The organism is Micromonospora arida (genome assembly GCF_003857035.1).
Classification (GTDB): domain Bacteria; phylum Actinomycetota; class Actinomycetes; order Mycobacteriales; family Micromonosporaceae; genus Micromonospora; species Micromonospora arida.
Genome location: NZ_QGSY01000144.1, coordinates 1 through 20,981 on the forward strand (window position 1 = coordinate 1; position 20,981 = coordinate 20,981).

24 protein-coding genes are annotated in these 20,981 nt (G+C 71.7%); 8 read left to right on the top strand and 16 right to left on the bottom strand.

Annotated features, from left to right (window positions below):
* The 3 genes from DLJ58_RS09440 to hisC all read left to right on the top strand — a co-directional run.
* Nucleotides 1-567, top strand: a 567-nt coding sequence (locus tag DLJ58_RS09440; protein ID WP_244218858.1) for an RDD family protein, incomplete at its 5' end; no start/stop codon positions are given.
* Entirely contained in the window at nt 564-1,583 is a 1,020-nt protein-coding gene (locus DLJ58_RS09445; RefSeq protein WP_124854884.1) for an RDD family protein, read from the top strand. The genes DLJ58_RS09440 and DLJ58_RS09445, both read left to right, overlap by 4 nt.
* Nucleotides 1,580-2,683 (top strand): histidinol-phosphate transaminase, encoded by a 1,104-nt coding sequence (gene hisC / locus DLJ58_RS09450; protein WP_124854886.1) that lies wholly within the window; start codon nt 1,580-1,582, stop codon nt 2,681-2,683. The genes DLJ58_RS09445 and hisC overlap by 4 nt, the downstream gene beginning before the upstream one ends.
* 104 nt (nt 2,684-2,787) lie before the next feature.
* Here hisC and DLJ58_RS09455 read toward each other — a convergent pair whose 3' ends face one another.
* Both DLJ58_RS09455 and DLJ58_RS09460 read right to left on the bottom strand, forming a co-directional pair.
* Nucleotides 2,788-3,243, bottom strand: a complete 456-nt coding sequence (locus tag DLJ58_RS09455) for a hypothetical protein (protein ID WP_124854888.1) — start codon at nt 3,241-3,243, stop codon at nt 2,788-2,790.
* Between the two features lie 73 nt (nt 3,244-3,316).
* Nucleotides 3,317-3,934 carry a hypothetical protein gene (locus DLJ58_RS09460; RefSeq protein WP_124854890.1) on the bottom strand — a complete coding sequence of 206 codons (618 nt, stop codon included), beginning with the start codon at nt 3,932-3,934 and terminating at the stop codon, nt 3,317-3,319.
* A gap of 548 nt (nt 3,935-4,482) precedes the next feature.
* Between DLJ58_RS09460 and DLJ58_RS09465 the strand changes: the two genes are divergently transcribed.
* The 3 genes from DLJ58_RS09465 (at nt 4,483) to DLJ58_RS09475 (ending at nt 7,136) form a co-directional block, all read left to right on the top strand.
* Nucleotides 4,483-5,343 carry an AfsR/SARP family transcriptional regulator gene (locus DLJ58_RS09465; RefSeq protein WP_124854892.1) on the top strand — a complete coding sequence of 287 codons (861 nt, stop codon included), beginning with the start codon at nt 4,483-4,485 and terminating at the stop codon, nt 5,341-5,343.
* A gap of 169 nt (nt 5,344-5,512) precedes the next feature.
* Nucleotides 5,513-6,076, top strand: coding sequence for a hypothetical protein (locus tag DLJ58_RS09470; protein ID WP_244218859.1), 564 nt, complete (start codon nt 5,513-5,515; stop codon nt 6,074-6,076).
* A gap of 127 nt (nt 6,077-6,203) precedes the next feature.
* Nucleotides 6,204-7,136: a hypothetical protein gene (locus DLJ58_RS09475; protein ID WP_208740965.1), complete on the top strand. Its 933-nt coding sequence runs from the start codon at nt 6,204-6,206 to the stop codon at nt 7,134-7,136.
* A gap of 65 nt (nt 7,137-7,201) precedes the next feature.
* Here DLJ58_RS09475 and DLJ58_RS09480 read toward each other — a convergent pair whose 3' ends face one another.
* From DLJ58_RS09480 to DLJ58_RS09505, 6 genes are all read right to left on the bottom strand, one after another.
* The gene (locus DLJ58_RS09480) at nt 7,202-7,552 is read right to left on the bottom strand and encodes an LPXTG cell wall anchor domain-containing protein (RefSeq protein WP_208740967.1); all 351 of its coding nucleotides are present in this window, start codon (nt 7,550-7,552) and stop codon (nt 7,202-7,204) included.
* Between the two features lie 101 nt (nt 7,553-7,653).
* The gene (locus DLJ58_RS09485; protein ID WP_124854896.1) at nt 7,654-8,910 is read right to left on the bottom strand and encodes an outer membrane protein assembly factor BamB family protein; all 1,257 of its coding nucleotides are present in this window, start codon (nt 8,908-8,910) and stop codon (nt 7,654-7,656) included.
* 81 nt (nt 8,911-8,991) lie between these two features.
* Nucleotides 8,992-9,474: an SRPBCC family protein gene (locus tag DLJ58_RS09490; protein WP_124854898.1), complete on the bottom strand. Its 483-nt coding sequence runs from the start codon at nt 9,472-9,474 to the stop codon at nt 8,992-8,994.
* 144 nt (nt 9,475-9,618) lie between these two features.
* Nucleotides 9,619-9,828 carry a DUF397 domain-containing protein gene (locus tag DLJ58_RS09495; RefSeq protein ID WP_030327888.1) on the bottom strand — a complete coding sequence of 70 codons (210 nt, stop codon included), beginning with the start codon at nt 9,826-9,828 and terminating at the stop codon, nt 9,619-9,621.
* Nucleotides 9,829-10,004: 176 nt separating this feature from the next.
* A complete protein-coding gene (fahA, locus tag DLJ58_RS09500) occupies nt 10,005-11,201 on the bottom strand; it encodes a fumarylacetoacetase (RefSeq protein ID WP_124854900.1) in 1,197 nt (398 codons plus the stop codon).
* Nucleotides 11,198-12,067: a hypothetical protein gene (locus DLJ58_RS09505; protein ID WP_124854902.1), complete on the bottom strand. Its 870-nt coding sequence runs from the start codon at nt 12,065-12,067 to the stop codon at nt 11,198-11,200. Before DLJ58_RS09505 ends, fahA begins: the two co-directional genes overlap by 4 nt.
* A gap of 94 nt (nt 12,068-12,161) precedes the next feature.
* On the opposite strand from DLJ58_RS09505, the gene DLJ58_RS09510 reads away from it, so the two are divergent.
* Nucleotides 12,162-13,358, top strand: coding sequence for a homogentisate 1,2-dioxygenase (locus tag DLJ58_RS09510; protein WP_124854904.1), 1,197 nt, complete (start codon nt 12,162-12,164; stop codon nt 13,356-13,358).
* Here DLJ58_RS09510 and DLJ58_RS09515 read toward each other — a convergent pair.
* The 4 genes from DLJ58_RS09515 to DLJ58_RS09530 are packed head-to-tail and all read right to left on the bottom strand — an operon-like array spanning nt 13,355 to nt 16,130.
* Nucleotides 13,355-14,383 carry a tetratricopeptide repeat protein gene (locus DLJ58_RS09515; protein WP_124854906.1) on the bottom strand — a complete coding sequence of 343 codons (1,029 nt, stop codon included), beginning with the start codon at nt 14,381-14,383 and terminating at the stop codon, nt 13,355-13,357. The two genes, DLJ58_RS09510 and DLJ58_RS09515, sit on opposite strands and share 4 nt — an antisense overlap.
* Before the next feature lie 10 nt (nt 14,384-14,393).
* Complete coding sequence (gene ispF, locus DLJ58_RS09520) at nt 14,394-14,879, bottom strand: 2-C-methyl-D-erythritol 2,4-cyclodiphosphate synthase (protein ID WP_124854979.1); 486 nt, start codon at nt 14,877-14,879, stop codon at nt 14,394-14,396.
* Nucleotides 14,880-14,892: 13 nt separating this feature from the next.
* Nucleotides 14,893-15,588 (bottom strand): 2-C-methyl-D-erythritol 4-phosphate cytidylyltransferase, encoded by a 696-nt coding sequence (gene ispD / locus DLJ58_RS09525; RefSeq protein ID WP_124854908.1) that lies wholly within the window; start codon nt 15,586-15,588, stop codon nt 14,893-14,895.
* Between the two features lie 56 nt (nt 15,589-15,644).
* Nucleotides 15,645-16,130 (bottom strand): CarD family transcriptional regulator, encoded by a 486-nt coding sequence (locus tag DLJ58_RS09530; RefSeq protein WP_088950500.1) that lies wholly within the window; start codon nt 16,128-16,130, stop codon nt 15,645-15,647.
* A 328-nt stretch (nt 16,131-16,458) separates the two neighbouring features.
* On the opposite strand from DLJ58_RS09530, the gene DLJ58_RS09535 reads away from it, so the two are divergent.
* Entirely contained in the window at nt 16,459-17,151 is a 693-nt protein-coding gene (locus tag DLJ58_RS09535) for a hypothetical protein (protein WP_124854910.1), read from the top strand.
* Nucleotides 17,152-17,159: 8 nt separating this feature from the next.
* Here the strand turns inward: DLJ58_RS09535 and DLJ58_RS09540 are convergent, their stop codons facing one another.
* The 4 genes from DLJ58_RS09540 to DLJ58_RS09555 form a co-directional block, all read right to left on the bottom strand.
* Nucleotides 17,160-17,813: a hypothetical protein gene (locus DLJ58_RS09540; protein WP_124854912.1), complete on the bottom strand. Its 654-nt coding sequence runs from the start codon at nt 17,811-17,813 to the stop codon at nt 17,160-17,162.
* Between the two features lie 31 nt (nt 17,814-17,844).
* A complete protein-coding gene (locus DLJ58_RS09545; RefSeq protein WP_386997151.1) occupies nt 17,845-18,903 on the bottom strand; it encodes a type III polyketide synthase in 1,059 nt (352 codons plus the stop codon).
* Nucleotides 18,904-18,988: 85 nt separating this feature from the next.
* Nucleotides 18,989-20,155 carry an acyl-CoA dehydrogenase family protein gene (locus DLJ58_RS09550; protein ID WP_124854916.1) on the bottom strand — a complete coding sequence of 389 codons (1,167 nt, stop codon included), beginning with the start codon at nt 20,153-20,155 and terminating at the stop codon, nt 18,989-18,991.
* 40 nt (nt 20,156-20,195) lie between these two features.
* Nucleotides 20,196-20,969, bottom strand: a complete 774-nt coding sequence (locus tag DLJ58_RS09555) for a class I SAM-dependent methyltransferase (RefSeq protein WP_124854918.1) — start codon at nt 20,967-20,969, stop codon at nt 20,196-20,198.
* Between the last annotated feature and the right edge of the window lie 12 nt (nt 20,970-20,981).

Consider the following 20,981-nt stretch of genomic DNA (forward strand, 5'->3'; position numbering starts at 1 on the left):
CAGTGGCACGCCGGACCACCCGGCCCGCCACCCCCGCCGATGAGCCCGGGCGGTCAGCCGCTGGCGAGCTTCGCCGACCGGCTGCTGGCCTGGATGATCGACACGGCGCTGGCGACCGCCGTGGCGCTGGCGTTGTTCAGCCCGTTCTTCGTCATCCTGTGGTTGCGGATGTTCAGCGAGATCACCCGGACCAGTCCGGACGGGGCCTTCGTGGAACCCGACCCGGGCATCTTCCTCGTGGACTTCTTCCTGCCGATAGTCTTGCTCCAGTTCGGGCTGTTCGTGGTGATGCTCGGGCTCTACTGGCTCTACCACGTGGAATACCTCAAGCGCGGCGGTCAGACGCTCGGCAAGAAGGTGATGAAGCTGCGGGTGGTGCCGCTCGACCCGAGTCGCACGCTCAACCGGGGTATGGCCGGCCGACGGTGGGTGGTGCAGTACCTGGTGGGTTCGTTGGTCCCTGGGGGCAGCTACCTGGACGGGTTCTGGCAGCTCTGGGACAAGCCGTGGCAGCAGTGCCTCCACGACAAGTTCGCCGAAACGGTCGTCGTTAGGGTGTCCTCGTGAGTGTGCAACCCGGCTGGTACGTCGACCCCGCCGACACCGAGACCCGGCGCTACTGGGACGGCGAGGGTTGGCTCGGCGCGCCCATTCCCGTCGACGCCACCCCGCCGGACGGCCCACCGCCGCCCGAGCCGGAGCCTCCCGCGCCGGCCACCCCGGACGCGCCCCCGACCTCCCCGGGGCCCGTCGCACCGGGCTGGCCGCCACACCAGGGCCCACAACCGGGTCCAGGACCACAACCGGGGTACGGCCCGCAGCCGGGGTACGGCCCGCAGCCGGGTCACGGCCCGGGCTGGGGACCGCAGGCCGGCCCGCCCGGTTGGGGACCGCAGGGTGGCCCGCCCGGCTGGGGTCCGCAGGGCGGCCCGCAGGGCTGGGCGCCTCCGGCCGGTCACCCCGGCTGGCTCGGACGACCGCCCGAGCCGCGACCGCACGGCCTCAGGCTGGCCGGCTACGGCCGTAGGCTGGTCGCCCGGCTGATCGACTTCGGCATCGTCTTCGCACTGAACGTGGTCGTCAACGGCTGGTTCGTCTGGCGCTGGGCGCAGGAGTGGGCCCCGTACTGGCAGGAGGTCTTCCGGCGCGCGTCGCGCGGCGACACCTCCGCCGACGGCCTGCCGCTCCCCAGTGAGCAGGCCAACTCTCTGCTGGTGGCGATCCTGCTGATCGCCACCGCGCTCTGGCTGGCGTACGAGGTGCCGACAATGGCCTCCGGCGGGCAGACCGTCGGCAAGCGGGTGATGCGGATCCGGGCGGTGCCGATGGCCGCCGACCAGCCGCTGGGCGTCCGCCGAGCGCTGAGCCGGTGGAGCACGCTGGGCCTGCCGACTCTGCTCTGGTACTGCGCCGGGCTCGGCCTGGTGCTGCAACTGGTCGACGCTCTCTCCCCCCTCTTCGACCACCCCCTGCGCCAGGCGCTGCACGACAAGCGCGCGCAGACGGTGGTCGTCGAAGTCCCCCAACACACCGATACCGCCCCCTCGAACGACCGTAACCAGCCCCCGGGAGACACCCCATGACCGACTCCGGACGTCACCAGCCGGCGCTGCGGCTGACCCGCGTCGACCTGGACGCGCTGCCCAGCTACGTGCCGGGGCGCAGCCCCGCCGACCTGGCCCGGGAGTTGGGCCTGCCGGAGGCCATCAAGCTGGCCAGCAACGAGGTGCCGTACGGACCGCTGCCCGGCGTGGTGGAGGCGGTCACCGAGGCGATCACCACCTCGCACCGCTACCCGGACATGGGTGTGGTCGCGCTGCGGGACGCGCTGGCCGAGCGGTACGGGGTGGACGCCGATCGGATCGCCACCGGCTGCGGTTCGGTGGCGCTGGCCGAGCACCTGGTGCGTGCCACCTGCCTGCCCGGTGACGAGGTGCTCTACTCGTGGCGGTCCTTCGAGGCGTACCCGATCATCGTGGCGACCAGCGGCGCGACCAGCGTGCGGGTCCCCAACGACGCCGGGCACGGGCACGACCTGGCGGCGATGGCCGCGGCGGTGACCGACCGGACCCGGGTGATTTTCGTCTGCAACCCGAACAACCCCACGGGTACGGCCCTGCGCCGGGCCGAGCTGGACCGGTTCCTCGACGCGGTGCCGGACGACGTGCTGGTGGTCATCGACGAGGCGTACCGGGAGTTCGTCACCGACGCGGAGGTGCCGGACGGTCTCGACTACCTGGACCGGCCGAACGTGGCGGTGTTGCGCACGCTGTCGAAGGCGTGGGGGCTCGCCGGGCTGCGGATGGGCTGGCTGGTTGCCCAGCCGGTGGTGGCCGCCGCCATCCGCAAGGTGGCGACCCCGTTCTCCAGCAGCACCGCAGCCCAGGCCGGGGCGCTCGCCGCGCTGACCCAGGTGGTGGAGATGGAGCGTCGCTGCGCCCTGGTCGTCGCCGAGCGGGACCGGGTCACCGAGGCGCTGCGCAAGTTCGTGCCCGAGGTGCCGACGAGCCAGGCCAACTTCGTCTGGCTGCCGTTGGGCGAGCGGGCCGTGGCCTTCGGCAAGGCGTGCGAGGCACGCGGGGTGATCGTGCGGCCGTTCGCTGGAGACGGGGTCCGGGTCACCATCGGCACCCCGGCCGAGAACGACGCGTTCCTGGCGGCGGCCGAGGCCGCCCTGGCCTGAGCGACAGCCCGGCGTCGTGGGCGGTACCGCACCGGCCACAGGCAGGCAACGAACGACGAGGGCGGGCGGGACAGCACTCAGCTGCTCCGCCCGCCAGTACCCGGCTAGGGCGCTCCGTCGACCACCGCCAGTCGCCACTGCGCCTCACCCTCGACCCCGACGGCAAGATCGGTCGAGACGCCCTTGTCGACGAAGACCTGCGACCGGTTGGGCACTCCGTCGCAGGGATATCGCAGCGGAGCGGCGGTCTTCATGTTCAATGCGATCCGACCTCCTCCGGTGCAGACGAAATACACAGTGAAGCTGGCCCCACTGGGAACAACATCGGCGATGGTTGCTTCCTTCTGCTCTGCCAGCGGGCCGGCCAGCAGCACCCGACCCGCCGGAAACCACCCTGTCGCTGCTTCCGGAGTGGGAGAAGGCCGGTTCGGCACGGTGGGTGAGGGCGGTTCGGACGGCAACGCCGATCGTCTCGCCGTGTCACCGGTGCAGCCGCTGACCATCAGCAAGGGGACGACCATGCCGATGGCCAGGCATACGGCGTAACGACCAGCACGCATCTCGCGTCTCCAATCCAGGCCGGACGAGCCTGATGACCCTCACCTCGGTCGTCAAGCCGCCGGGCGGGCACGGTCAGTAGTACAGCTTCCAGGCTTCGCGGTAGGGCGCGTACGCGCTGCCCGAGTTCTCGGAGGCCGTGTTGCAGTTGCTGTAGACGTAGTGCGACTTCCAGCTGACGTTCTCCTTCCAGTTGCCGTAATCGCCGTACAGGGTGGAGTTGGCGTTGACGGTGCCGCTGACCTCGACACCATAGGACGTCGTGTTGGTTTGTTCGACACCTGCGTTGATGGTGGCTTCCATCTTCGCGAAGATTGCCGCCTTCAGCTCGGCCGAAACCGAAACCGAAACCGTGAAGGTCGTGGTGCCCGTCTTCGTCGCGGTGAACTTGAAGCTCTTCGCCGAACTGGTGTTGTTGATGACCGACGTACGGAACTTCGCGTCGAAGGTGTTGGTGGTGTTGGTCATCGAGTAGAGGTAGGTCCCCGGGGTGCAGTACTCCGCCTGGGTGCCAAACTCAGGGCCCTGCTCACCCTTTGGCGGTATCGGAGCCGGGATTGGCACGAGGCTCTCAGACGCCGCCGGCGTGACCCCGCCCCCCGCCGTGGCAGGAACTGCCGGCAGCAGTACGGCGGCGACGACGGTCGCAGCAAGGGGAAATGCTCGGAGCAGACCTGTAGATTTTTTACTCATCGCCACATCCCTGGTCGTTATTGCGGTGGAGATCGCAGCCTTTCACTTCGATGCACCAGCGCTGCACATTCGCAGCACACGCCGTCCGCTGGGGCGGGCGGCCGAGTCTTTTGCCGCCCGAATTGGATCACGTCGTTCCGGCCGTCCGGTTTGGCGCGCGCAGCGCACGCTCGACCGAATCGTCGAGTTGGAGAACCATCGTCGTGTGCCCGGATCGCCGACCTCTGGTGGCCATGGCGACGGCAGATGCGGCCTGCCGGACAGGTCGACGCGGAGATGACAGAGTGTCGCGACCACACCAATCAAGCCGCTGGAACCTCGTCGCCGGCCCGTCATGTGACCACGTCACTTTCGCTTTCCGCTACTCCCGCCTCAGTTACTCCACGTGACGGGCGACTCCGCGCGGGCGCCTCAGTCCCGAAGCGACAAAACGGTCGACCAGCCGCAAGGCGCATCGGCTCTAGATAAGTCCGTTAAATAATGGCGAGAGCATCCGTTGCCTCGATGCTCGGGCCGATGTAGCGTCCCTGTCGCTGCCCACCCTGACGGTGAGCGACAACGGGGGTGCCAAAATGATGTTCCGACTACTCAGATCTCCGGGCGTGACAGTAGACAATGCCTTCCACTTCCCACGGGAAGGACGCGTCCAGGGCATTTTCGCAGCTCTTCTATTTCGACATGGGCAGAATGTCAGCGCGACCAGCCTGGCGGCTGCCCTCTGGAGCGACCCGCCAGTTTCCGCAGATGCGAACGTGCGGACCTACATAGCCAAACTGCGCCGGTTCCTTGCCGACATAGGCCCGGAACTCCACGAACGTCTCGCAACCGTCCATGGTGGCTATCGGCTCGACATTCTCGACGGAGAGTTGGATCTCGCGCGGTCCAACGAACTCTGGAACGAGGGCCGGCGGGCGATGAGCCGCTCGGATTTCCGTGGCGCGGTTGAGTCACTGCAAAGCGCATCGGCGCTCTGGGCCGATGCGCCGGGCCAGGACGTGGCCGCTCAGGGGTGGCTCGACCACCGCTTCGCAATGCTCCGCGAGCAACGATTCGCCCTGGCCGAGGACCTCGCTGCCGCCCGTATCGCCAGCGGCGACGGCCTCTCCGCCATTGCTGGGCTGCCGGAGATCGATGACCCGAATCTCGCCCGGGAGAAGTCCGCAGCGCTCATGCTCGTCGCGTGTTACCGGGCCGGCAATCTTCCGGCGGCCCTGCGCATCTTCGCGGCAGCCCGCGCCACGTTGCGCCGGGAGTTTGGCGTGGACCCGGGATCATGGCTGCAGACCCTCCACCACGCAGCACTCCGGCGCGATGACGCTCTGCTGTTCTCTGATCAGCTGCTGGTGAGTTTGAGCCGCGACGCCGAACCGCGACCCCAGCACTCCAACCTCACCGCCCGAGTGGCCTGACGGAGAAGGGCGAGGCCGACGGCTCGGCAGCGTGACCAGGCGGCGTCAACTTCAATCGTGAACTAAGCCCTGTTTGTCCGCCTTTGCGTGCTTTCTGCCTTATCTTCCGAGTAGCCGGTTGTGTCGAGGACTCACTCCGGCTCACTTCGAGAAGACGGGGTAACGAACAGTGCGTACTGCCAAGATCTGTCTGGCCGGGGCGGCCGCCGCGGCAATGGTGGGCTTCCTCGCCGCGCCGGCTGCCGCCGCGCCCACCGACACCACCGACACCACCTTCGAGGTGCTCGCCGGCACCCTCGACATCGTCGCGCCGGCCACCGCCGACCTCGGTAACGGTGCCCCCGGTGGCGTCATCAGCGGCCAGCTCGGCGTGGTGACGGTCACCGACTCCCGAGGCGCCGCCGACGCCTCCTGGGTCGCGTCGGTGACCGCGAGCGTCTTCCAGACCGGCGGCGGCTCACCGCCCGAGACGGTCCTCCCGGAGGAGATCGACTACTGGTCCGGGCCTGCGACCGGGGTACCGCCGACCACCGGTGACGGCACCTTCACGGAGGGGCAGGCCACCGCCGGCGACGCCGCACCGCTGTCCAGCGTCACCCCGCTCACCGCGTTCACGCACAGCGGCGGCACCGGCGGCAACTCCGCCAACTGGACCCCCACCCTGGTGGTCAACGTCCCGCTGGACAGCATCGCGGGCGTCTACGAAGGCACGGTGACACATTCCGTGGCGTAGCCCCCGGGGGCGGTCGACGATCGCTGTCGCGCTCGCCCTGTTCTTCCTTGCCGGTCCGGGTCTGTCGACCCGGGCCGGCGCGGTCGAACCGGAGGCGGGATCGGACGACGGCACCATCGGGATCCGGTTGCTGGAAGCCCCGACTGAGCGCCGCAGCGACCCCCGGGCGCTGCGCTACATCGTCGACCACCTACCGCCGGGCACCACCATCAAGCGGCAACTGCTGATCGTCAACCGCACCGACCAGACCCGGCGGGTCGACGTGTATCCGGCGGCCGCGACCCTGGAGGATGCTGCGTTCCGCTTCGGCGAGGGTCGCGCCGAGAACGAGCTGACCTCCTGGGTCACCCTCGACGAGCGCTTCGTGGAGCTGGGACCGCGGGGCGAGACCCGGGTCCGAGCGACCATCACCGTGCCGCCGAACGCCTCCCGCGGCGAGCGGTACGGGGTGGTCTGGGCATCCACCGCCTCAACTCCCCGGTCCGGCGGCGAGATCATGCAGGTCCACCGGGTCGGAGTCCGGATGTACCTCGACATCGGGCCTGGTGGTGAACCCGCCTCCGACTTTTCGATCGGCGAGGTACGCCCGGCCCGCAGCCCCGAGGGCGAACCGTCGATGACCGTTCAGGTCACCAACACCGGAGGCCGTGCCATCGACCTGACCGGCGCGGTCAGCCTGAGCGATGGTCCGGCCGGCAGCCGGGCCGGCCCGTTTCCGGTCGGGCAGGGCGTCACGCTGGCACCGGGCGCGTCCGGGCAGGTCATCGCCCGATTCCCGGTCACGTTGCCGAACGGCCCCTGGAAGGCGGAGGTGAACCTGGAGAGCGGCCTGGTGAAGCGGAGCATCACCGCGCAGGTCACCTTCCCCGACGCTGGTCAGGTCGGGAAGCGGGGCAGTGTCGTCTCCCGGATCTTCTCCGGGTGGACCGTGGCGGCGGCCGTCGCGGGCCTGTTGCTGGTCGTCGGCCTCGCCATCCTGGCCCGCCGTTCCCGCCGTTCCCGCCGGTCCGGTCGGCCTCCCGCCGGCCAGCCGAGGGAGCGCACCGCGGCCGGGCGTTGACCCCGGCCGTCAGCCCGGCTCACCTTTGGCGGGCCCGTCAGCCCGGCTGGCTCTGGATGGGCCTGTCAGCTCGGCCGGCTGCGGCGGGCGGCGAACCACCCGGCGACGATCAGGGCTGCGCCCAGCATCGCGAGGAGCAGCGCCGACCCGCCCGAGCCGGTGACCGGCAACTCACCGCCGTGACTGGGTGTGGGTTGGGGTGGTGCCGTCGGTGTGGACGTGGGCGGGGGCGGGGTCGGCGACGCCGGCAGGATCTCGAAGGTGACGCCCGTGCCCGCCGACGGCTCGGCCCGGACGACGGCGAACCCCCGCGCCGAGGCGGGGTCGGCGGCCAGCACCGGCGACACCGCCAACGCCAGGCTCGCGGTGGCGGCGAGCGCGCCGCCCACGAGGTAATTGGCTGCCGTTCTGGCCATGCGCCGACCCCTTCCACCGGAAACCTGAACCATGAAAAAACTACCCTTTTATGACAAAGGGAACGGAATGGTTCGGGGTTCCCGGGCCGAAGACCCCACGATCAGGTGGCGGCCAGGATCACCGTCTCACCGGTGTAGTAGTAGCGCCGGTCGTCGCCGCTGGGGTCGACCGGCTTGCGAAGCCGCTCGATCGCGACGAACCCGTCCTCGGCGGTCACCGCCCCGGGTGCCCAGCCAGTCCCGTCCGAGCCGACATTGAGCGCGAAGCGCGACAACTGCCTACCGGTCACCGGATCCAGCGTCACCAGATCGTTCGCCTCGGTCAGCAGATGCACCCGGCCCGGCTGCCCGGCCAGCACCCGGGCACCGCCGAGGCCCGTGGACCGCCACAGCTCGGTGCCCGTACGCGCCGATCGACCCACCACGACCCCGTCGAGCACGGCGACGGACTGCTCACCGACCAGCGCGGCCCCGGCCGGGTCCAGCGCGGGGGCGGCGACCGGCGGACCGGCAGCCAACAACCAACCCCGACCGCCCTCGTCACCCGGCCCGGCGGTCCGCAACCCCAGACAGTCCGACCGGCCGGTACGACAGCCGAGCGGCGTCACCACAAATCCGTCCGGGCCGCCCGGCGGTCGCCAACGCTCACGTACCTCGCCCGTCGCCGCGTCCCGGAACTCGACGGTGGCCGCCCCGGCGCAGGTGTCCAGGCCGATCAGCTGCCCGGTGGCGGTGGTGCCGACATCGCTACGGCACCTGCCGGGCAGCTCGACCCGCCACAGCTCCCGACCGCCGCTCAGCTCGACCCCGCGCGCCTGGGCATCCCCGGTCACCACCAGCACGGTCCGCCCGTCGGGAAGGTCGGTGAGCTGGAGCCCGGGCGCGTCCCAGACGGTCGCCGCCCAGGTACGACGAGCCGGCGCCGTGCTCTCGACGGGCTCCGGGCCGTCGGCTCGCCAGAGCACCCCGCCGGTCCGGGCGTCGAGTGCGACGAGCCGCCCGTCGGACCAGCGGCTGACCACCGTGCTGCCGCTCGCCACCACCCCGGTCAACTCCGCCGGCCACCGCCGGTACGACCAGTACGGGCTGGTCCGGTACCGACCGTCGACCGGCCGGTCGGCGTAGACCTGGCGGTGTGCGGCGTACACCCGCAGTCTCCCGTCGACGATCAACGGGGCGACCGGCAACCGACCGATCACTCCGGCAGCCGGTCGGGCCGGGGCCGGATAGTCGGCCCGCGCCACGGTGCTCACCTCTGCCGGTGCGAGGACCCGGTGGACGATGACCACGACGGCCGCCGTCGCGAGCAGCGCCGCGACCGCGATCGCGAGCCGTCGCCGGCCTCTCGGGAACCTCATGCCGCACCTCCGCCCGGCACCCTACCCAGCGGAGGGGGCCGGACCCCGTTCAGGTCACGGCGAGGGCTGACCGCCCGGCGCTCAGGCGGCTTCGACGGACCCGGTGGCACCGGCCGCGGCGGCGATGTCGGCGAGATCACGCCAGAGCGCCGCCTCGACCGCCCGCGCGGCCAGCCCGCCGAGCAGCAGCGCCACCACCCGGCCGTACGGAGCGGTCGGCACCGCCTCGTGGGTCACGGTGATCGCCGTGCAACCCCGACGGCGGCGGCGGACCGGCCGCAGGCTCCAGGTGATGCGGTAGTCCGCGCCGGTGCCGGAGGAACAGAGCACCAGTCGCTGCGGTGCGAGCGCCTCGACCACCAGGAATTCCTCGGTCAGCGTGCCGCCGCCCGGCTGGGCCCGCTCCTCGCGCCAGGAGGTGCCCGGCCCGAACGAGCCCGGGGTGAGCACCTCGATCGGGCCGGCTGCGGTCAACCGGGCCGCGCGGCCGGGCAGGTCGGTCAGCAGACGCCAGACGTCGACAGCGTGCGCCTCGATGATCCCGGTAATCGCCACCGTCGACATGCCACCCTCCCGTGTCCCCGACGGTACGCGGAGTGAGGGCCGGACGGGGCCTCCGGAGCGGAATTTCCACCACCCGGAGGCCACGCTGTCCTATTCGGCGGTCGCTTCGGCACCGGTCGTCGTCGACCGGCGCCGAAGCGCCGGTCAGCGCTCGAAGCGACCGGCCCGAATCGCGCCGATGAACGCCGTCCACCCCGGCGGGCTGACCGCGAGTGTGGGACCGGCCTGGTCCTTGGAGTCGCGGACCCCGACCAGACCATGGACATCGACCAGGTTGTCCGCCACTTCCACGCAGAGCCCCTGGTCGTTTGAGCGGCTGCTGGTACGCCAGACCGCGCCTGCAAGATCGTGCATCGTCGTTACCTCCGTGTGCGTCGGGATTGCCCCACCGCTGGCGGCCGGGCGGAGCCCGGCTCGGATTGCGCGGTGTGGCAACGGAATCCGGACGATCAACGGATCAACCGGGGCCGGTGATCGCACAGCCGGTGCGATCACGGGTCCCGTGCACGAGACGGATGGCGGGTGCCCGCTCAGCGGGCCGGACGAACCGTGCCGGACACCTCACCGAGGCCGATGGTGGTGCCGTCCGGGCCGGGGGCGGTGGCCGTGATGGTCACCGTGTCGCCGTCGTCAAGGAAGGTACGGCTCTCGCCGCCCACCTTGACCGGCTCGGCCCCACCCCAGGTCAGTTCCAGGAAGGAGCCGACCTGTCCTCGGTCCGGGCCGGAGACGGTCCCGGAGGCGTACAGGTCACCGGTGCGCAGCGAAGCCCCGTTGACGGTGAGGTGCGCCAACTGCTGGGCGGGGGTCCAGTACATGGTGGCGAACGGGGGCTCACTGACCTGGTCGCCGTTCCACTCCACGGCCAGGCGCAGGTCCAGGCCCAGGTGCGGCACGTCCCGCAGGTAGTCCACCACCGGCGGGTCCTGGTCGGGGGCCGGCACAAAGGCGTCGGCGAGGGCGTCCAACGGCGTCACCCATGCCGAGACCGAGGTGGCGAACGACTTGCCGAGGAACGGGCCGAGCGGCTGGTACTCCCAGGCCTGGATGTCGCGGGCCGACCAGTCGTTGACCAGCACCACCCCGAAGACGTGCTCGGCGAAGTCATCCACGGAGACCCGATCGCCCAATGCGCTGGGTACGCCCACCACGAAGCCCACCTCGGCCTCGATGTCGAGGCGTACCGATGGGCCGGTGACCGGGCCCTCGGCGGAGGCCCGTTGCCCGGTCGGCCGGGTCACCGGCGTGCCGGAGACGACCACCGTGCCGGCCCGCCCGTGGTAGCCGATCGGCAGGTGCTTCCAGTTGGGCAGCAGCGGCGGCTGGCCGGGGCGGAAGATCTGCCCGACGTTCGACGCGTGGTGAACGGATGAGTAGAAGTCGACGTAGTCGGCCACCTCGATGGGGAGCAGCAGCTCCACGTCGTCGAGGGGCACCAGCAGCGGCTCCACCGCGTCCCGGTGCGCCGGGTCGGTCAGCAGCTCGGTGAGCCGCTGCCGTACCGCCGTCCACTGCGGACGACCCAGGGCCATGAAGTCGTTGAGCACGGGCCTGCACAGCGTGCCGGCGGCCAGCACCAGCTCGGCGGCCTCGGCCGCCGCGAGGTCGAAGACCCAGGACCCGATCCGTACGCCGATCCGCGACGGACCCCCGTTTAGCCGGAACACCCCGTACGGGAGGTTCGTCACCCCGTACGGCGAACCGTCGGCACCGGTCACCCAGGTCATGCGTCGTAGCCCCCGTTCACCAGCCCAAGCCGGATCAGATCGGTCAGTGGTTCCAGGATGCTGCACGAGCCGAACCCCACCCACAGGGGGCGAGGCCCGTCCAGCCGTGCCGTCGCGCGCTCCACCAGGGGGCGCGGGTCGACCACGGTCAGCAGCTCGGCGACGGAGCGCACCCCGTCACCGTCGGCGGCGGCCAGGGTCGCGGCCAGCACGTTGGCGTAGCCGTGGTGGGTGAACCCGGTCTCCGGGTCCAGGTGTCGGATCGCCTGGTGCAGCCCGGCGGTCAGCTTGAACGGCAGGCCCCGGTCCCGGCAGGCGCAGATCACCGCGGCCAGCTCGGTCGGGGTGGGGAAGAGTTCGGCGGCCAGGCCGCCGGTGCGGAACTTGGCCGCGATCGGCGCTCCGTCGGCCCGCGCGGCGACGAGCGCGTCCAGTGCGCCCATCAGCCCGAAGGTCAGCGGCAGCTCGGCGTAGACGGTTTCCACGCCCGGTAGCTCGTCGGTCAGCCGCAGCAACTCGGCGATGCCGGGCAGCGGGTCCTCGCCGCGCTTGGCGACCGCCACCTCGACCTGACGCGCGGTGACGCCGTCGGGGGCGAGAAACGACAGCGCGAACGGCAGGTTCCCGATCCCGGTGTCACCGATCACGCCGACCACCAGGCCCTCGCCCGGGTCGACGAGACCGCTCAGCTCACCGGCGGCCACGTCCGAGGCGGGGATCAGCAGTGGGCCGACCAGGTCGGCGTACCAGGCGGCGCGGTGTTGACGGTGGGCGGCCAGGGCGTCGTGCAGCGCGGCGCTGCCCGGTGGGAAGACGGCGGCGTCGTCCACCAGGCCGTGGAGGAGTGCTGGCACCTGCGTTGACACGGAACAAGAATGTACGGGACGCTACGAGGAACGGACAACAGCGTCCGATTATCGGACGCCTTCGGCCGGTGAACGGGAAATATCGGGAGGCGAGATGCCGTACTACCGCAGCGTCGGCGAGGTGCCGCGCAAGCGCCACACCCAGTTCCGGCAGCCCGACGGCAGCCTCTACGCCGAGGAGCTGATGGGCCAGGAGGGCTTCTCCTCCGACTCGTCCCTGCTCTACCACCGGCACGCGCCCACCGCGATCCTGGCCGCCGACGAGTTCACCCCGCCCGCGTTCACCCGGGCGCCGAACCTGCCGCTCAAGCCCCGCCACCTGCGCACGCACAAACTGGGCACCGGCGGCTCCGACCCCATCCTCGGCCGGCAGTACCTGCTCGCCAACGACGATGTACGGATCGGTTACGTCCTCGCCGACCGGCCCTCACCGCTGTTCCGCGACGCCACCGGCGACCACTGCCTCTACGTCGAGTCGGGCACCCTGCGGGTCGAGTCCCCGTTCGGGGTGCTGGACGCGGTCGCCGGCGACTACGTCGTCATCCCCACCTCGACCATCCACCGGCTGGTGCCCACCGGCGACCAGCCCGTCCGGCTGCTCGCCGTCGAGGCGTCCGGCCACATCGGCCCGCCCAAGCGCTACCTCTCCGTACGCGGCCAGTTCCTGGAGCACTCGCCGTACTGCGAGCGGGACGTCCGCGGCCCCGACGCCCCGCTGCTCGTCGACGGCGAGGAGGTTGAGGTGCTGGTCCGGCACCGGTCCCGGGCCGCAGGCCCCGGTGGCAGCGGCGCTGCCTGGACTCGTCACACATATGCCCACCACCCGTTCGACGTGGTCGGCTGGGACGGGCACCTCTACCCGTGGGCGTTCTCCATCCACGACTTCGAGCCGATCACCGGCCGCATCCACCAGCCCCCGCCGGTGCACCAGACCTTCCAGGGGCCCAACTTCGTCATCTGCTCGTTCGTGCCGCGCAAGGTCGACTACCACCCGCAGTCGATCCCGGTGCCGTACAACCACCACAACGTCGACTCCGACGAGATGCTCTTCTACACCGGGGGCAACTACGAGGCGCGGCGCGGCTCCGGCATCGAGCAGGGCTCGATCTCCCTGCACCCGTCCGGTTTCACCCACGGCCCCCAGCCGGGTGCCGCCGAGCGTTCCATCGGCGCGGACTACTTCGACGAACTGGCCGTCATGGTCGACACCTTCCGCCCGCTGAATCTCTGCGACGCCGCCAGCTCGTGCGAGGACGAGGGTTACGCCTGGACCTGGGCGCGTTCTGTCTAGCGGACGGCGGTACGCGTGAACACGGCGAACTCGGCTACCGCCGTGGTGGCGATGGCCAGCACCAGGGGCCACGGTGAGCCGACCATGGCGTACACCAGCAGCAGCAGCGGCGCGGCGGCCACGGCGTAGACGGCCAGTGCCATCGCCCGGTCCGAGTGCAGCAGGGCGGGCAGGACGGTTCGGGTCAGCCCGGGCAGCCGGGCCGCGAGCTGCCAGACGACGATCCCGCCGGTCAGGGCGGCGAGCACCGCCAGGACGCGGGAGAACCCGTCGCTCGCCGACGCCGCGAACGCGACCAGCACCGCCGCCACCAGCGACCAGCCCGCGCCGTAGAGCACCAGGCGGTGCAGCCCGTACGCGAGGGTTCGTGGCGAGTCGATCCGGCTCGGGCTGACCGTCACCGCCTCGGCGACGTGCTCCAACGCCTCCGACCAGCGGCGTTGCTCCAGCCGCATGACACCCACGTCGTGGCCGGCCTCGCCGATCCGCGGGTCGAGCCGCAGCGCCTCCCGATAGGCCCGCTCGGCCAGGTCGAACAGGTCCAGGCGGGCGGCGACCAGGCTGAGCACCAGGTGCGCCTGCGGCTCCTGCGGCGCCAACTCGACACCGCGCCAGGCCGCGTTCAGCGCCGGCTGACCGTTGCGGGCGCCGGCCAGGATCGCCGCGGCGCTCCGCTGGGCGTACGCGTCGGCCGGGCCGAGGGTGAGGATCCGATCGGCGGTGGCCGCCGACTCGCTGTAGCGCTCCAGGTCGGCAAGCGCCATGCCCCTGGCGACCAGCGGCGGCAGTGCCTCCGGTGCGGCGGCCACGGCCGTGTCGGCGGCGGTGAGCGCCTCGGCCGGGTGCCCGGCGGCCAGGTGCACCCGGGCCAGCATGGTGAGTGCGTCGACGTCATCCGGCTGGAGGGCCAACCCGTAGGCCAGCTCCCCGGCCGCCTCGTCGTAGCGGCCGAGTTCGGCGAGGAGTTGGGCCCGCTGGACGTAGCCGTCGGCGGCGGACTGGTCGGGGGCGGGGTCGCTGGACATCGCGGCGAGCTTAGGCGGCCGACGCGTCGTACACCAGGGCCACCGCGACCCCGGCCAACCCTTCCTCGCGGCCGGCGAAGCCGAGCCCGTCGGTGGTCGCCGCCGAGACGGTGACCGGGGCGCCGACCGCGGCGGAGAGGACCTCCTGCGCCTCCGCGCGGCGCCGGCCGATCTTGGGGCGGTTGCCGATGACCTGCACGGACACGTTGCCGATCTCCAGGCCGGCGGCGCGCACCCGACGGGCCGTCTCGGTCAGCAGAGCCACCCCGGACGCGCCGGCCCACTCCGGCTGGCCCACCCCGAAGGCGGAACCGAGATCACCGAGACCGGCGGCGGAGAGTAGCGCGTTGCAGGCGGCGTGGGCGGCCACGTCGGCGTCCGAGTGCCCGGCGAGACCGTCCTGATCGGGCCAGAACAGCCCGGCCACCCAGCAGGGCCGGCCCGGCTCGAACGCATGCACGTCGGTGCCGATGGCCACCCGGGGAACGATCATGATCAGAGGGTACGCGTCAACCGGCAGCGGCAAGCAGATGCTCGGCCAGAGCCAGGTCGAACGGTCGGGTGATTTTCACTGCGTACTCCGAGCCGGGCACGCAGCTCACCGCGACGCCCTGCTTCTCGACCAGCCCGGCGTCGTCGGTGAGGGAGTCACCGGCGGCGGCGTGGGCGGCGCTGAGCACGGCCCGACGGAAACCCTGCGGGGTCTGCACCGCGCGCAGTGCGGAACGGTCGACGGTGCCGAGCACCACCTCGTCGGCACCGACTTCCTTGATCGTGTCGACGACCGGCAGGACCGGGATCACCGCGTCACGCCCGCCACGTACCGCCGCCGCGACGGATTCGACCAGCTCAGGTGGGGTGAGCGCTCGGGCGGCATCGTGCACCAGGACGATCGTCGGGCCGGCGGGCACCGCGGCCAGCGCGGCGGCCACCGACGCCTGCCGTTCGGCACCGCCGGGCACCACGATCACCGGGGCGACCGGCGCCAACAGCTCGCGGACGGCCTGCACCTCGGCGGGCGGCGCCGCCACCACGATGGTGTGCACCGACGGAGCGGCGGCCAGTCGACGCACGGCGTGCACCAACAGCGGTTCACCGGCGAGCAGGCGCAGCGCCTTGGGTCGGCCGGGGCCGAGCCGTACGCCGGCACCCGCCGCAGGCACGAGGACCGCGACGTCACCGCGCGGATTGAGCTGCGCGGTCACGTCGCGGTCCTCGGTGGTTTCTTCACTGAGATGTGGGTACGACGATGCTGTGCGGACTAGGCCTCGGTGAGGACCTTGTCGAGCAGCGTCTCCGCCTCATCCTTGGTGCTCTTCTCGGCCAGCGCGACCTCGCCGACGAGAATGTCGCGGGCCTTGGCGAGCATCCGCTTCTCGCCCGCAGAGAGGCCCCGCTCCCGCTCCCGGCGCCACAGGTCACGCACGACCTCGGCGACCTTCAGCGGGTTGCCGGAAGCCAGCTTTTCCAGATTGGCCTTGTAACGCCGCGACCAGTTGGTCGGCTCCTCGGTGTGCGGAGCCCGCAGAACGTCGAAGACCTTCCCGAGGCCCTCTTCGCCGACCACCTCGCGGACGCCCACGATCTCGGCGTTCTCGGCCGGCACCCGGACCGTCAGGTCACCCTGCGCGACCCTCAGGACGAGGTATTTCTTAGGCTCGCCCTTGATGATCCGAGTCTCGATTGCCTCGATGAGTGCGGCCCCGTGGTGGGGGTAAACAACGGTCTCGCCGACACTGAAAACCATAGGTTCGAAACCCCTTTCGCTGTGTCTAGGGTAACACGGTCAGGCACTGATGTCTCTCCGATGTCCTGACCGTTGGCGCAGCTCAGGGGCCCTGTGAGAGGTCTTGCTTCAGCTTGACAGGCGGTCAAACCGATGGTTCGAACACGCTCCGTAACGCGCGAATGACTGCCCGGTACGGGTGAACAGAACGTCGAGATCAAGGGCTATGCGCTCCTCCCATGGTAGCCCGGCCAGCAGGACCGCGCCCAGATGTAGCGGGAGGAGCCCCTGGTGCGCGACCCTGGAGACCGAGCCACACTCCGCTCTCGAGACGCTTCCAGGAGGTCCGATGGGCAAGCCGGACGCAGAGGGTCACGGGCCAGCCGACGGCGTGCCCGGCCTACCGCCCGAGTGGGGCCGCGTGGTGGTTCCCGACGACGCCTCCGCACTGGCCGCCGAGGCCGCTGAGCTCCGCCGTGAGCTGCGCCGGGCCAGTGGCCTCCCGGGCGGTCACCGGGGCCTGGGTCTGCCGCTGGTGGTCCTGCTGGTGGCAGTCCTCACCACGCTGGCCGGCCTGCTGGCGGTCACCTGGCCCCGCGCCAACCGCGGCGCCGACCGGCCGACCCCGGCCCCCTATTCGCCACCCGCGACCCTCGTCGGTCGGGCGCTGCCCGCACTGGACCTGGTCGACGCGGACGACGCACCCGTGCCACTGCGCGGTCTGCTACCCGCCATGATCATCCTGTTGGACGGCTGCCCCTGCCCGGACCGGGTCACCGACGCCCTGGCGGCCGCGCCCGCCGGCGTCTCCGTAATCACCGTCACCGGAGGGCGGACGGTGCCAGCCAGGCCCACCATCGAGCGGCAGGCTCGCGCCCTGGCCGACCCCGCCGGAGGCCTGCGGTCGTTCCTGAGCCAGCCGGCCCGCCCCGGCGCCGTGACAGCCCTGCTGGTCGACCGGGCCGGCACAGTGACCCGGGTGCTGCCCGACCTGGGCACGATCGAGTCCTACCGGAGCGACCTGAGCGCCCTGGCCGCCTAGCGGCCCTGCTAGCGAGGGGGCAGGGCGACGAGCTGCGCCTGGATGTCGATGGGCCGGTCGACGGCCGACAGCGACACCCGGAACGGCCCGCCAAAGGGCAGCACCTCGGCATGGGCAGTCATGCCGTCGCAGTCGATGCGCAACGGACCGTTGATCTTGGCTTCGTCGCTCGTAACCGCCATCGTGCCGGGGCGGGTGCACTTGTACTGGAGCAGGTAGCGCGCACCGTGGTTGCCGGCCTCCCGGGTCACTTCCTGGCCAGGGGCGAGGTCCCGTTCCTCCCGCCAGATCGTCTCTTTGAACGGGGGCAGGTCACCCGGGGCGAAGAGCGCCGCGGGATCGCCCTCGATGTCGGTGATCGAGCCCGTCGCCGGGTCGACCACCGCGTGCGGGCCGCCTCGTACCCGGATGACCTCGCCGGTGTCGGGGTCCATCCGTGCCGTGATCCGTGCTTCAGGCTCCGCCTCAGCCGCGAGGAGACGTTCCAGTGGGGTGCTGACGCTCGGCCCGACCGATGGCACCGCCGCCGCGGAAGGGACAGCCGTCCCTGCCGTCGACGCGGGCGCGGCGGCACGCCACCACCAGCCGCCGACGACCAGAACGGCCGCCGCAGCACCAAACAGCATCACCGAGCGCAGCCGGTCGTCCGCCGTCGCATCCACCCCCCGAGCGTACCGGCCGGGCCGACGAGGTTCAGTCCTGTCGATCGAGCAGGGCGGCGTACAGGGTGAGGCCGGGGCCGAAGGCCAGCATGACGATGCGCCGAGCCGAGGGTGTCGCCCGACCCAACCGGTCCAGGATCAGCAGCACGGTCGGCGACGAGCAGTTGCCGTGCTCGTCCAGCGTCGCCCGGGACGCCGCCAGCCCCAGCGGGGGCAGCGCCAACTCCCGCTCCACCACGTTGAGGATCCGCGGCCCGCCCGGGTGCACCGCCCAACCGTCCACCTCGGAGCTGGTGACGCCGTGCCGAGCCAGCAGATCGTCGACCAGCCCGCGGACGTGCTTCGACAGCACCTGCGGCACCTTCGGCGACAACCCCATCCGGAACCCGGCGTCGGTGACGTCCCAGGTCATGTGGTCGGCGGTCGAGGTGTCGGTGACGGCGGTGACCTCGCGCAGCGCGTACCCCGAGCCGCCCGGCACGACCACGGCGGCGACCGCGGCGTCCGAGAAGAGCGCGTGGGACACGATCTGCTGGGTGTCCACCCGGGCGCTGGACGGCTGGATGTGCAGGCTGGTCAGCTCCGCGCAGAGCAGCAGCGCCGGTCGCCCCCGGGCGGTGACGAAGTCACTCGCCGCGCCGAGCCCCGGCAACGCCGCGTAACAGCCCATGTGGCCGATGACCATCCGCTGGGTGTCCGCGGCCATGCCCAGATCCCGGGCGAGCAGGATGTCCAGCCCCGGGGTGGCGTACCCGGTGCAGGAGCAGACGATGAACAGCCCGATGTCGCCGGCGCTCAGCCCGGCCGCGGTCAACGCCCGACCCACCGCCTCCTTGCCCAGCGGCAGCGCCTCCACCTGGTAGCGGCGCATCCGGCGCTCGGTCGGCCAGTCCGAGACGTCCTCCAGCAGCGGGTTGACCGCGGCCTGCCGCCGGGTCACCCCCGAGTTGGCGAAGATCCGCTGGGCCAACGACCGGGTGGTGCCGGAGAAGTGCCGGGAGAAGAAGCCCTCCCACAACTCGTCCTGCGAAGCGGACGGCGGCTGCGCTGTCCCGAGCCCCGCGATCACTGGTACGAACACGATCCCCACCTCTCGTCAGATGCTGTCCTCCCCCTGGCCGTCCCACCAGCCACCTCGGCTGGTCGTTCTTCCGTGCGAGCCCGGTGCGGCGGGCTCACCAACGCGGTGCCGATCCGTCACGATCCGGGTCGCCGCCCAGTGCGGCGATGCCGAGCCAGTCGGCGCAGACATCCGACGTGGCCGGGTGCAGCGAGCCGCAGCGGGCGTCGCGGTAGAGCCGCTCCAGCGGATGTCCACGGCGTGTCGCCGAGGTGCCCGCCGCCTCCAGCACCGACGCCGCCACCTCGGCGGCCGTGGTCCCGGCGAGCAGCTTCGCCCGCCACACCCAACGGTTGGTCTCCTCGTCACCGGGCGCCTCGTCCACCCGGCGGGCCGCCTCGGCCACCACCAACTGCGCGGCGGCCGTCGCCGCGTCCGCCCGACCCAGCCGGGCCCGCACCGCCGGCAGACCGGACAGGTTGCGCGCGTTGAGGTGCTCGGCCGCCGCGTCGATCGCCGCACGGGCGACCCCCACGTAGACGGCGGCGTAGCTGGCCACCAACCAGTGCGGCATCAGCTGGGCGACCACCAGCGCCAGCCCTTCGACCCCACCGAGCAGCCGGTCGGCGGGCACTGAGACGTCCAGGTGCAGGTCGTGGGAGGAGGTGGCGCGCATGCCGAGCGAGTCCCAGGTCGGCTCCACGGTCAGCCCGTCGCCGGCCGGCACCAGAAACTGTGAGACCACCGACTGGTCGGCCGCGCTGCGCGCCGCAACCAGGTATCCGTCCGCGTGCCCGGCACCGGAGCAGAAGGTCTTGCTGCCCTTGAGATGCCAGCCCCCGTCGGTCGGCTCGTACGCCGTGGTCAGCTGGGACAGCCGCGCGCCCGCGCCACGCTCGCTCATCGCGACCGCGTACCAGGAGCCCTGCGCCGCCGCGCTGAGCAGCCGGTCGCGGGCGACCAGCGCCTCGTCCGGTACGCCCAACGCCTCGGCCAACTCCTCGGTGACCGCGCCCAGCGCGCCGGTCACCGAGGCGTGCATGTTGAACACCAGGGCCGTCGCACCGTTGCCCCGGGCAAGCTCAGTGGCCACCGCGGCGTACTCGGCGAAGGTGGCACCCAGACCGCCGAGCGCCCGGGGCACCATCAGCCCGAACAGGCCGGCCTCGCGCAGGTCGGCGAAGTCGTCCACGGGGAAGGAACCGTCCAGGTCGTGCTCGGCCGCCCGCGCGGCGAACCGCGGCGCCAACCGGCGTGCTGCCTCAAGCGCGTGCACCGTCATCTCGTTCCTCCTCGGCGTTCCATACCCCGCCACGGCCTGACTATCCTCTGCGGACCCCCCGGCCCTGGTAGAGCACGGCGGTGGAGCGGGTCGGCACGATGCGCGGCGCGCGGCCGGCAGGCACCGCACCGACCGTTCGGCTCGCGCGAGCGCGGCGCAGCAGCCAGGCGAGCGTGCCGCCGACCTGCGGACGGATGCCCCGCAGCCGCAGGTCGACACCGTGTCGGGCGCACTCGGCCACCAGCGCCCGGGCGTCCACGAACAACCGTGGATCGTGGATGCCGCGGGGCACCGTCGGCAGCCGCTCGGCGATCCGGACCGCGACCAGCCGGGCCAGCGCCGTGTCGTTCAGAGTGTCCAGCACCAGCACACCACCGGGGCGCAGCAGCCGACACGCCTCGGCCACCGCGCGCGGCCAGGCCGGCACGTGCTCCAGCAGTTCACCCGCCGAGACCACGTCCGCGCAGCCGTCGGGCAGCGGGACCGCTGTGGCATCACCCTGGACCACCCGCACCCCGTGCTCGGCCGCCTGGACGAGCGCCGAGCGGGTCAGATCCACCCCGACGTGGCGGTAGCCCTTGCCGGCCAGGTGCGGCGCGAGCAGGCCGGCGCCGCAACCCAGATCGACAAGCAACGCGTCCGGACGGGTGGCCGGCGGCACCAGCGCGGCGCGGGCCTCAGCCAGCCAGTGCAGCATCGCGAACGCACCATCCGGCCGCCACCACTCACCGGCCAGATCGTCGTACTGACGCGGATCGTTTCGCGGCAGCACCCTCGGACCGGTGGACGCCCCGGCCGCAGCCACGTCTCGCATGGAACCGAGCGT

Excerpts from the sequence above, each read along its gene's own strand:
- hisC (WP_124854886.1), top strand. The coding sequence starts at position 1,580 with ATGACCGACTCCGGACGTCACCAGCCGGCGCTGCGGCTGACCCGCGTC.
- DLJ58_RS09455 (WP_124854888.1), bottom strand. The coding sequence starts at position 3,243 with ATGCGTGCTGGTCGTTACGCCGTATGCCTGGCCATCGGCATGGTCGTC.
- DLJ58_RS09460 (WP_124854890.1), bottom strand. The coding sequence starts at position 3,934 with ATGAGTAAAAAATCTACAGGTCTGCTCCGAGCATTTCCCCTTGCTGCG.
- DLJ58_RS09480 (WP_208740967.1), bottom strand. The coding sequence starts at position 7,552 with ATGGCCAGAACGGCAGCCAATTACCTCGTGGGCGGCGCGCTCGCCGCC.
- DLJ58_RS09485 (WP_124854896.1), bottom strand. The coding sequence starts at position 8,910 with ATGAGGTTCCCGAGAGGCCGGCGACGGCTCGCGATCGCGGTCGCGGCG.
- DLJ58_RS09490 (WP_124854898.1), bottom strand. The coding sequence starts at position 9,474 with ATGTCGACGGTGGCGATTACCGGGATCATCGAGGCGCACGCTGTCGAC.
- DLJ58_RS09495 (WP_030327888.1), bottom strand. The coding sequence starts at position 9,828 with ATGCACGATCTTGCAGGCGCGGTCTGGCGTACCAGCAGCCGCTCAAAC.
- fahA (WP_124854900.1), bottom strand. The coding sequence starts at position 11,201 with ATGACCTGGGTGACCGGTGCCGACGGTTCGCCGTACGGGGTGACGAAC.
- DLJ58_RS09510 (WP_124854904.1), top strand. The coding sequence starts at position 12,162 with ATGCCGTACTACCGCAGCGTCGGCGAGGTGCCGCGCAAGCGCCACACC.
- DLJ58_RS09515 (WP_124854906.1), bottom strand. The coding sequence starts at position 14,383 with ATGTCCAGCGACCCCGCCCCCGACCAGTCCGCCGCCGACGGCTACGTC.
- DLJ58_RS09530 (WP_088950500.1), bottom strand. The coding sequence starts at position 16,130 with ATGGTTTTCAGTGTCGGCGAGACCGTTGTTTACCCCCACCACGGGGCC.
- DLJ58_RS09535 (WP_124854910.1), top strand. The coding sequence starts at position 16,459 with ATGGGCAAGCCGGACGCAGAGGGTCACGGGCCAGCCGACGGCGTGCCC.
- DLJ58_RS09550 (WP_124854916.1), bottom strand. The coding sequence starts at position 20,155 with ATGACGGTGCACGCGCTTGAGGCAGCACGCCGGTTGGCGCCGCGGTTC.
- DLJ58_RS09555 (WP_124854918.1), bottom strand. The coding sequence starts at position 20,969 with ATGCGAGACGTGGCTGCGGCCGGGGCGTCCACCGGTCCGAGGGTGCTG.